The following is a 9560-nucleotide window of genomic DNA, read 5'->3' as shown; positions in this document are numbered from 1 at the left end:
GCCCCCGCCGGGTGCGGCGGGGGCCACGCCGCACGGATCCGGAGGGGGCTGCGGGGGCCACGCCCCCGCCGGATCCGGCCGGGGCGGCGGGGCTCCTCCGGCGCGTCCCCGCACCGGGCGCGCCGCCCCTGCCGCACCGGCTCGGACGCGGGTCAGGAGGACGCGGGTCAGGAGAAGGCGCCGCGGCCCGCCGTCTCCAGCTGGCCGCGCCGGGCCGAGCCGAGACCGGCGGCCGGGCCGGAGCGCGTCCACCGCCCCAGCGCCATCTCGGCGGTGATCCCGGGCCCGAACCCCGCGACGATCCCCCGGGCCCCGTCGGCCACCAGCCCCTCGTCGAAGAGGCGGCGTACGGCGTCGAGTACGACGGCGCTGGCGATGTTGCCGTACTCGGTGAGCGTGCCCCGGCTGAACCGGAATGCCTCCGGCGCCACTTCGAGGAAGTGGCTGAGGTCGTCCAGGATGCGCGGCCCCCCGGCGTGGATGATGTAGAAGTCGAGGCCGGTGGCGTCCCAGCCGTGCTGGTCGGCCATCGTGCGGAGGGCGGGGGCCAGCGGCTCCATGGTGGTGGGCACGCGCTTGTCGAGCAGGAAGTGGAATCCGGTGGCGCGCACGCTGTAGGCGATCCAGTCGGTGGTGTCGGGCACGAGGTGCGAGCCGTTGCGCTCCATCGTGATGCCGGTGCCGCCCGCGCCCCGTACGACGGCGGCGGCGACCGCGTCGCCGAACAGGCCGTTGGAGAGCAGGGATCCGACCCCGAGGTCCGTCGGCTGGTAGCAGAGCGAGCAGAACTCGCAGGCGACGATGAGCACATTGCTGCCGGGGTAGGCCCGGCAGAAGTCGTGGGCCCGGTTGATGGCGGCCCCGCCCGCCGCGCAGCCGAGCTGGGCGATCGGGAGCTGGCGGGTGTGGCCGGGGAAGTCCATGGTGTTGATCAGCCAGGCGGTCAGCGACGGCATCATGAAGCCGGTGCACGAGACGTAGACGATCATGTCGATGTCGGCGGGGCGCAGCTCGGCGTGGTCGAGGGCTCGCCGGATGACCTCGGGCACGCGCCGCTTGGCCTCGGCCTCGTACAGCATGTTGCGGTCCTCGAAACCGGGGTGGCGCAGCGTGTCCTCGATGGGCTGGACGATATGCCGCTTGGCAACTCCGGTGTTCTCGATCAGCCGTAGCGCGAGGGGCAGTTGCGGGTGGTCGGCGTGGAGCGAGCGCGCGAGCGCGAGCGTGTCCTCCATGGTGATCACATGTTCGGGAACCGAGACCGCGGGTTTGCACAGAGTCGCCACGACGCGCTCTCTCCTTCATTCGTGTTCGCTGTGAACTGGGGCCCACATTCAGGGCTGGGCCACCGCCCCGCAACCTGGGGAGAAACAGGTGGCAGTGCCGACGGACCGCTGGGCCGGGACGGACGGGCGGGTGAACCGAGGAGCCGTCAGGATTCCACGCGCGACTACGGAACGTAGGGAGGCCACATGCGGGGTCCCCCGTTCAGGGGGCAGTGGCGCCGTGCGGACATCGCCGGGCGCCGGGCGCGGGAGGGATGGTTCCCATGGTCTTCTCGTGGTGTGCGCACCGGTGTCCGGCCGGTGCCGGCGGCCGGATCCGGGCCGTCCCCGACCCCGTCGAGGTCCCCGGTGGACGGCGGTTCAGGACGTTCCGGAAGCCGGGCGCCGCCCGGCGTGTCGCCCCGGGCTCCGCGCACGTCGTCGCGGAGGCGGGACGGACGGCGGGGCCGGGGCGCGGCGGGGCCGACCGATGATCCTGCTGACGGGGGTCACCGGCACCGTCGGACGGCTCGTGGCGGGGTGTCTGACCACGGCGGAACCGGTACGGCTGTTCGCCCGCGATCCCCGCCGGGCCGCCGCGTACGCCGGTCCGGGGACGGAGGTGGTGGGCGGCGACTTCGGGGAGCCCGCCTCGTTGGGCGCCGCGCTGGCCGGCGTGCGGGCGGCGTTCCTCGTCACGTCGGATCCGCTCGCGCCCGCCCATGACGAGCACTTCGTCACCGCGGCCCGCCGCGCCGGCGTACGCCACGTGGTGAAGCTGTCGGCGCGGGCGGTGACCGAGCCCGACGCCGACGATCTGATCACCCGCTGGCAGCGGAACGCGGAGGAACTGCTCCGTGCCTCGGGCCTGGCGTGGACCCTGTTGCGGCCCCGGGCCTTCATGTCCAACACCCTGGGCTGGGCGCCCTCGATCCGCGCCGAGGGGGTGGTGCGCGCCTTCCACGGCGCCGCGCCCAACGCCACCGTGGATCCGCGTGACATCGCCGAGGTCGCCGCGCTGGCCCTCACCGGCGCCGTGCTCCCGGGCCGCGCCCACTCCCTCACGGGCCCGGCGGCGATCAGCGCGGCCGAGCAGGTGGCCGTACTCTCCGGGCTGCTGCGACGCCCGCTGCGGCTGGTGGAGCTGACGCGGGAGCAGGCGTACGCCGGCCTGCTGGCCCGCCGGCCGCGTCCGGTGGCGGACGCGCTGCTGGAGAGCGCCCTCCGTCAGGGGGCGGGCGCCAAGGCACGGGTGGAGCCGACGGTGCGAACGCTGCTCGGCCGCCCGGCCCGTCCCTACCGCGCCTGGGCGCGGGAGCACCTCGCCGCCTTCGGTGGCGGCTGAGGGGCCCGCCGTTCCGGCCCGAGCCCTTGCCCTTGCCCGGCACCTGTCACGGGTGCCGGGGCTCCGGCTCCAGGGAGCGCAGCAGCATCGGCAGCGACCGGCGCAGGTCGCGTTCCCAGTAGACGGGATCGTGCGTTCCCCGGTAGAAGTGCGTGGTCAGCGGTGTCCCCTGACGGCGGAGGCGGTCCGCGACCGCGCGGCTCTCCTCGCCCATCAGGGCCTCGGTCGGCGAGGTGACGTCCTCGGGGAAGGGCCGGGCCGGATCCTCCAGGCCGGGGATCTCGGGGTCGGGCTCCACGTCCTCGGGGTCGAGCGCGCCGGCCCTGCCGTCGCCGCTGGAGAGATAGACCGGGGTGTGGCGCAGCCGCGGGGCGAGATGGTACGGGTCGTGCGCCTCCCAGATGTCCCGCTGGGCCACCGGATCGCCCCAGAGGCAGCGCCAGTCCATCCCCAGGTAGTTCATCGCCGCCCGGACCGCGCGCGGATGGGCCAGCGGGTGCACGAAGCCGCTGTAGCTCGCGACGCCGCGGAACAGGCCGGGGTTCCTGGCCGCGTACGACAGCGCCCCGAAGCCGCCCTGGGACTCCCCGGCCGCCGCCCGGCGCGTCCCCGCCCCGTAGTGGCGTTCCAGGAGGGGGCGTACCTCGCGCAGGTGGAAGGTCTCCACGGCACGCGGCCCGTCCTCGGCCGACCGCCGCCAGTCGCTGTAGAAGCCGAACAGGGGCATGGCGGGCATCACGACCAGGGTGTCGCGCAGTTCGGGCAGGTTCTGGACCTTGTACTCCTCGGTCCAGGTGAGATGGTTACCGTCGCCGCCGGCCAGCAGGTAGAGCACCGGCCATCGGTCATCCGGGCCGCGCTCCGCCCAGCCGTCCGGGGTGAGCAGCCGTACCGCGGCGTCCCCCGCCAGCGCCGGGGACCGGACCGTCAGATCGACGAGCCGTTCCCCGGCGGACCGTTCCTCGACCACCCGCGCGCCGCCGTCCCGCTCGGTCCGCGCGGTGGCGCCGGCCGGCTGGGCGGCGGGGACGGTGACGGCGGCGGCGCCGAGCGCACCCGTCGCGAGCAGGGCGGCAACGGCGTGTCGTAACGCTCGTGTTCGGGACATGGGCTCTCCTCGTTTCGGTTGTGTGGGAGAGGACGGCCCCGTCCCGGGGAGAAGTTGACCGATATACGTCCGATCCGCCCCGGAGAAAACCCCGAATCACCGGTCCGTGTTGTGGGAGCGCGACGACTGCGGGCAGCATGCCGCCATGGCTTCCCTCGCTCCCGTCGTGCGCCCGTACCGTCCCGAGGACCTGCCCGCGCTGTACGACATCTGCGTACGCACCGGTCACCAGGGCCGGGACTCCCGGCACATCTACCCGGACCACGACCTGCTGCCGAGCATCTTCGCGGCGCCCTACGCCGTGCTGGAGCCGGAGTTGACCTTCGTGGTCGACGACGGCACGGGCCGGGCGGTCGGTTATGTGCTCGGCACCGCCGACACCGCCGCCTTCGTCACGGCGTTCCGTGAGGTCTGGCTGCCGCCGCTGACCGGACGCTATCCGGTGCCGACGGGGCCGGCCCGTACCCCGAGCGAGGAGATGATCGCCCTGCTGCACCGGCCGGAGCGGATGGTCCTGCCCGAACTGGCCGGGTACCCCGCGCATCTCCACATCGACCTGCTGCCCGAGGCCCAGCGCCGGGGGCACGGCCGCACGCTGATGCACGCCTTTCTCGGTGCCCTGCGCCACCAGGGTGTCGACGCCGTCCACCTGTGCATGTCCACCGCCAACACCCCGGCGCGCGCCTTCTACGACCGGCTCGGTTTCCGGCCGATCGTGGTGCCGGACCCCGGTCCCGTCACGTATCTCGGGCGTTCGACCGCCGTGGACGGGCGTTCCTGACCCCGGGGCCAGCGGTCGCCGCGCCCGGTCACCGGTCCGGCGAGGCGTGCCGCTCCCCCGCCGCGACGCCGTGCGGCGCCACGGCGTCGATCGCCGCCAGGTCCTCGGTGGTCAGTTCGATGTCCGCCGCCTCCGCGTTGTGTTCGAGGTACGTACGCCGCTTGGTGCCCGGGATCGGCACGACGCGCTGGGCGAGCAGCCAGGCCAGGGTGAGCTGGGTGGGCGTGATGCCCTTCGCGTCGGCCAGTTCGGTCACCTTGTGGACGACGGCGAGGTTGGTCCTGATGTTCTCCTGGGTGAAGCGGGGCATCCGGCGGCGGACGTCGTCCGGCGCCAGCTGGTCCCGGTGGGTGATCCGGCCGGCGAGGAAGCCGCGGCCGAGTGGGGAGTACGCGACGAAGCCGATCCCGAGCCCCCGTACGGTCGCCAGCACGTCGTTGTGCTCCACGTCCCGGCTGAACAGCGAGTACTCCGACTGGAGCGCGGTCAGCGGATGGACCGCGTGGGCGCGGCGGACGAGGTCGGGGCTCGCCTCGGAGATGCCGATGTAGCGGACCTTGCCCGCGCCGACCATCTCGCCCATCGCCCCGACGCTCTCCTCGATCGGCACGTCGGGGTCGACGCGGTGCAGGTAGTACAGGTCGATGACGTCCGTGCCCAGGTGGCGCAGTGAGCGGTCGACCGCCCGGTGCGCGTACGCGGCGCTGCCGTTGGGGCCGTGGGGTGTGCCGTCGTCGTCGAACTCGGTGGCGAACTTCGTCGCGATGGTGATCTCGTCGCGCCGTTTCCCGAGGGCGCGGCCGATCAGTTTCTCGTTCTCGAAGGGGCCGTACGCCTCGGCCGTGTCGATGTGGGTGACCCCGAGATCGACGGCCCGGTTGAGGGTGGCCATCGCCTCCTGTTCGTCCCGCGGGCCGTACCAGACGCTCATTCCCATGGCGCCCAGACCCTCCACGGAGACGGTGAGTCCCTGGGAGCCGAGTCGTACGGTTCTCATGAGCACGCCCTTTCTCGGTCGGGCCGGAGGCCGGCGGAACGGGCGGGAGCCCTGTCTCCAGCTTCCACCCCCCGGGGCACTCCGGCACGCCGCGTCCGGTGGGCGGGGCGGTCAGGGGCCGCCCTTCTTGACCGCCCCGGTCGCCGCTCCCATGGCAAGACCGGCGACGATCAGCACGACGCTCACATAGATCTCGTAGCCCTCGAAGAGACTCGCCCTGGCGACGAGGGACCAGAGCTGGAACGACCCGTCGGTCATGTGGTGCAGCAGGCCGCCCACACCCTGGGACAGCAGAAGGAAGCAGAGGAATCCGAGAAACGTCTTCACCCGCCCAGGCTAGGAATCGCGCGGGGGCTCGGCCATCGGCCATCGGGCGCGGTGTCCGGGACCAAAGTCGCGGACACCGCGCCCGTACTCATCCGAAAGTCGCCGCCTCCGGGCGGGCGCCCGGTGGCGCGTCCACCGTGCCCGGCGCGGCGGGCGCGATCCGGATCTCCGCCCTCCGCGTCACCCCGTTCACGGTGACCGCGAGGGTGACCGTTCCGGGCCGCAGCGCCGTGAGGGTCCCGGTGGCGGGGTCGAGGACCGCCGCGTGGCGGGGCCGCACGCCCTCGCGGTCGCCGATACGGAGGTTGAGGGAGCCGGTCCAGTCGGCGCTCAGCGGGAAACCGACGGGGACCGTCCGGGTGCCCTGGGTGACCGTCGCCGTCACGTGCGCGCTCCGGCCGGGTGCCAGCGTGTCCGGCGCGTCGAGGGCCAGCGCGTCGGTGTGCGCGCGGGTCTGCACGGAGACCCAGTCGGGGCCGCCCTTCCACGGCGCCGACCGGGCGGCGGTCCACTCGCCCCGGGAGACCCGGTCCACCCCGACGAGCGACCAGCCGGTGAAGCCTCCCTCGCCCGGCGGGGCGGCGGGCGCCTTGCCGGAGTTGCCGTTGATCAGATACGGCACGCCGTCCACGCGGGAGGCGTCGAAGACCCCGGCGTGGCCGCCGATGAATCCGGCGCCCTTGCCCGTCGTACGGCGGAACTCGGCGAGCCACTGTTCGAGGAGGGCCGCCTCCTTGCGGTCGCCGAGCCGGCTGGCCTGCTGGACGGTCGGGTCGCGCGGCGGTACGTGCTCGATCACCATCACCGAGCCGATCCGGTCGTCCCGCGCCGCCGCGTCGAGTTGCTCCCGTACCGCCCTGATCTGGGCGAGGCCACCGCCCCGCAGGGTCAGGGCGGAGGTGTCGAGGGTGAGGAAGCGGGTGCCCCGGTGGTCGAAGACCCGCTGGGCGGGGCCGAACCGTGCGACGAACTCCTCGATGGAGCCGCCCATCACCTCGTGGTTGCCCGGCACGTAGTACCAGGGCAGCGCGTCGCCCAGTTCCTCGGTGAGGAGCGTCCGGGCGAAGTCGAGGTCGGCGGGCGAACCCTCGTCCACCAGGTCGCCGTTGACGACGAGGAAGTCCGGCTTCGCCGCCCTGATCTCGCGCAGGGTGCGGCGGGCCTGGGCCACGATGGCGCTGTCCGGGTCGCGGGCGACGAACTGCGCGTCGGACATCACCGCGAACCGCCAGTCCCGCCCGGCGGTCCCGGCGGCCGTGTCGATCAGCGGGTCGGCGGCGCGCGGCGGCGCGGGCAGGTCGACGTCGGGCGGCACCTGCGCCGTCAGCTCGTCGATGACGATCTCCCCGGTGTACTGCCGGGCGGCGGCGGTCTCCGCGAGGTAGAAGCGCTGGACGGCGAGGGGTGCCGGGGCACCGGCCGGTACGTCGAAGGTCACCTGCCGCCAGCCGGTCCAGGTGACGTAGGGGCCGCGCAGCAACTGGTCGGAGCCCTCGGCGTCCTTGAGGTGGAGGGTGGGCCAGGCGCCCTTGCCGTCGCCCTTGATCCAGAGCGTGAAGGACTGCGGGCGGCCGGCCACGGTGAGCTGCCGCGGCGGCGTGGCGTAGGCGGCGCGGGTCGCGGTGGACCGGGTGAAGTCGTAACGGAGGGTGAGCCCGGTGCCGGTGCGGCCGTCCGGGGTGGCGGCGACCGAGCCGTCCGCCCGCGCCTGGCTGAAGGTCCAGGACGCGGCGTCGTCGAAGCCGGAGACGGGCTCCTCGTCCAGTCCGACGCCGACGGCGAGCGCGGTGGTGACGCCGCCCGCGGTGGCAGTGATCCGTCCGGCGCCGCCGTCCTTCAGCGCGGTCACGGTGAAGGAGCCGTTGCCGTCGTCGGTGACGGAGAAGAGGGTGCGGTCGTAGTCGAGGGTCACGTCGCGGGGTTCGACCGGCGCGCTGGTGCCGTGTGCGTCGAGCCCGACGATGCCGAAGGTGCCGGTGGCTGCGGCGTCCGCGAGCCCGATACGCGGGGTGGTCGGCTGGAGGCGGGCGAGCGGGCCGAGCACCGTCAGTTCGATGGAGCCGTGGGCGCGGCCGTGTTCGGCCCGTACCGCCGTGGTGCCGCCGGACCGCGCGGTGAAGAGGCCGTCGCGGTCGACCCGGCCCACGGAGGGCCGCAGGGCCCGCCAGTGCGGGGCGCCGGCGGCGGGGCCGTACGTCTCGTCGTATCCGGCGGCCGTCAGACGGCGCGTCAGTCCGGGGAAGACCCGCTCGGGGTGGCCGCCCCGGACGGGGTCGGCGGTGGGGGCGGCGCCCGCGGGGGTGCGGGTCTCGACCCAGAAGCCGGTCAGTCTTCCGCTGCCGTCGGGGGCGGTGAGCGCGAGGCCGTTGGGGACGGTGCGCTCGCTGCCGTCGGAGGGGCTGTTCTCCACGCGCAGCGCGTCGCTGCCCGGTGCGCGGGCGACGAGGGTGGAGGAGCCGCCGCCGTCGAGGTTGAGCGCGCTGTGGGCGCCGGCCCGCTCCATCATCAGGCCCAGTTCGGTGAGGGTCACGCCGCCGCTGTCGGCCTGCCGGCCGTCGACGGTGATCACCCGCATCGTGGCGCCGTCCCGGGAGAAGCCGACGGCGGTGCGGGGCGCGGCGGTGTTGTTGCCCTCGCCCTCGTGGCTCACCGCCTCGCCGTCGACGACGAGGAGTTCGCGGCCGCCGACGGCGGTGCGCGGCACGGGCCCGCCGTCGTCGGTGCGCGGCCGGTACTCCAGGGCGACCGGGTCGCCGGGGCGCAGTGCGGCGAGCGCCTCGGCGCCCGCTTCCCTGCCGACCAGGACGGTCGTGCCGGCGGTGACGGGGCCGGTGCCCGGCCGGTCGGTGACGGAGACGACGCGCCCGTCCCGTACGGCCGCCTCGGCGACCGGCGTCGCGCGGTCGACGGTGAGCGCGCGGTCGGCCGCGCCCCAGCCGGCCGTGTAGGCGCCGATGCCGCCGGCGGGCACGTTCGCGGCGTTGTACGCCTCCAGTGCGCGGGGTCCCGAGGGGAGGGTGACGGTGCCGTCGAAGTAGAGCCGCAGGACGCGTCCGGCGGCTCCGGGGCCGATGCCGATCGCCCGGTGGGCGCCGGGCGCCGGGGAGTGGACGACCGCGCCGTCCGCGATGCCGGGCCCTTGCGGCGCGCCCGTCTCGTTGATGTCGAAGAAGTCCGCGTTGATCGCGGCGACGGTGCGGCGGCCCGGCCCCGGGTCGTGCCGGGCGGCGAGTTCGGAGACCGTGCGGCGGTCGGAGACCTTCCCGGTGGAGAGGTAGTCGGCCCGCGCGCCACCGCCGCCGAGGTCCACGGAGAGGGTGTCGACCCGCAGCCACTTGTCGGATTCGAGCCGGTCGTACGAGGTCAGCCGGACGCCGGGGGCGATCGGCCGTTCCGCGTGGGCCGTCTCGATGCCGTCGGCGTCGGCGACGGACCGTACGGTGGCGGCCCGTCCGGCGGCCCCGTCGGCCGCGCTCGCGGGCGGCGGGGCGACCGGGCGCAGGATCTCGGCGGCGGTACGGGGGTGCGGATCGGGGGCGGAGTCGGCGGCGGACGGGGCGGCCGCCCCGACGGTCAGGGCGGTGACGGCCGCGCAGAGCACGGCGGTCCGCCCGGCGATGCCTGGGCCCACAACTTCTCCTGGATGACGGTGAGTGGACATGGCTGAGCGCTGCTTCGCGGGACACGCCCAGGATTGCCGTGCACACGCCAATGAACCAGGGGTTCACGGGAACGAT

The 9560-nt window shown here is 74.4% G+C and carries 7 protein-coding genes; 2 read left to right on the top strand and 5 right to left on the bottom strand.

Annotation, left to right across the window (positions count from 1 at the left end; genetic code table 11):
* Window positions 1-167: 167 nt before the first annotated feature.
* Window positions 168-1286 carry a type III polyketide synthase gene (locus ACFTZC_RS36325; protein ID WP_382897436.1) on the bottom strand — a complete coding sequence of 373 codons (1119 nt, stop codon included), beginning with the start codon at window positions 1284-1286 and terminating at the stop codon, window positions 168-170.
* 469 nt (window positions 1287-1755) lie between these two features.
* Between ACFTZC_RS36325 and ACFTZC_RS36320 the strand changes: the two genes are divergently transcribed.
* Complete coding sequence (locus ACFTZC_RS36320) at window positions 1756-2610, top strand: NAD(P)H-binding protein (RefSeq protein ID WP_382897433.1); 855 nt, start codon at window positions 1756-1758, stop codon at window positions 2608-2610.
* Window positions 2611-2656: 46 nt separating this feature from the next.
* On the opposite strand, the gene ACFTZC_RS36315 is transcribed toward ACFTZC_RS36320, so the two are convergent.
* Window positions 2657-3718: an alpha/beta hydrolase gene (locus ACFTZC_RS36315; protein ID WP_382897430.1), complete on the bottom strand. Its 1062-nt coding sequence runs from the start codon at window positions 3716-3718 to the stop codon at window positions 2657-2659.
* Window positions 3719-3863: 145 nt separating this feature from the next.
* Between ACFTZC_RS36315 and ACFTZC_RS36310 the strand changes: the two genes are divergently transcribed.
* The gene (locus ACFTZC_RS36310) at window positions 3864-4499 is read left to right on the top strand and encodes a GNAT family N-acetyltransferase (RefSeq protein WP_382897427.1); all 636 of its coding nucleotides are present in this window, start codon (window positions 3864-3866) and stop codon (window positions 4497-4499) included.
* 28 nt (window positions 4500-4527) lie between these two features.
* On the opposite strand, the gene ACFTZC_RS36305 is transcribed toward ACFTZC_RS36310, so the two are convergent.
* From ACFTZC_RS36305 to ACFTZC_RS36295, 3 genes are all read right to left on the bottom strand, one after another.
* Window positions 4528-5496 (bottom strand): aldo/keto reductase, encoded by a 969-nt coding sequence (locus tag ACFTZC_RS36305; RefSeq protein ID WP_382897426.1) that lies wholly within the window; start codon window positions 5494-5496, stop codon window positions 4528-4530.
* Between the two features lie 111 nt (window positions 5497-5607).
* Window positions 5608-5823 (bottom strand): hypothetical protein, encoded by a 216-nt coding sequence (locus ACFTZC_RS36300; protein ID WP_382897424.1) that lies wholly within the window; start codon window positions 5821-5823, stop codon window positions 5608-5610.
* A gap of 88 nt (window positions 5824-5911) precedes the next feature.
* Window positions 5912-9454, bottom strand: a complete 3543-nt coding sequence (locus ACFTZC_RS36295) for a phosphodiester glycosidase family protein (RefSeq protein WP_382897421.1) — start codon at window positions 9452-9454, stop codon at window positions 5912-5914.
* Window positions 9455-9560 lie beyond the last annotated feature (106 nt).

Source organism: Streptomyces sp. NPDC056987, from assembly GCF_042673865.1.
In the GTDB taxonomy this organism is placed as follows: Bacteria; Actinomycetota; Actinomycetes; order Streptomycetales; family Streptomycetaceae; genus Streptomyces.
The sequence above is the reverse complement of the archived record's forward strand: the minus strand, read 5'-3'. Positions and strand labels throughout refer to the sequence as shown.